Source organism: Nostoc sp. CCY 9925 (assembly GCF_963920935.1).
In the GTDB taxonomy this organism is placed as follows: domain Bacteria; phylum Cyanobacteriota; class Cyanobacteriia; order Cyanobacteriales; family Nostocaceae; genus Nostoc.
Map to the genome: position 1 here is coordinate 1 of NZ_CAWUDO010000318.1, position 266 is coordinate 266.

Genomic DNA, 266 nt, shown 5'->3' on the forward strand with positions numbered 1-266 from the left:
GCCCAGGGCCCGGCGCTCGGGGATGCCCGGATAAGCTTCTGTCATCGCCAGTTGGCCGCCATAGGCGATGGCTCCCTCGACATCCGTGTCGATGGGGTTCCAGTGGTTCCAGGACGGCAGGTCCGAGATCAGCTCCCAGAGCCGATCCGATGTGGCCTTAACGCCAGCGCGCTTGTCGATGCGGGTGTCTTCCATGGCGTGCGATCTGACACGGCTTTTCGCCGGAAGGAAGGCCCGATGCGTTGCTGCGTCGCTTACTCAGGCTG

1 protein-coding gene is annotated in these 266 nt (G+C 64.3%); it reads right to left on the reverse strand.

What is annotated here, in order from left to right; genetic code table 11:
• On the reverse strand, positions 1-195 hold a 195-nt coding region (locus ACM0OY_RS40605; RefSeq protein WP_414574330.1), incomplete at its 3' end, for a hypothetical protein.
• Positions 196-266 lie beyond the last annotated feature (71 nt).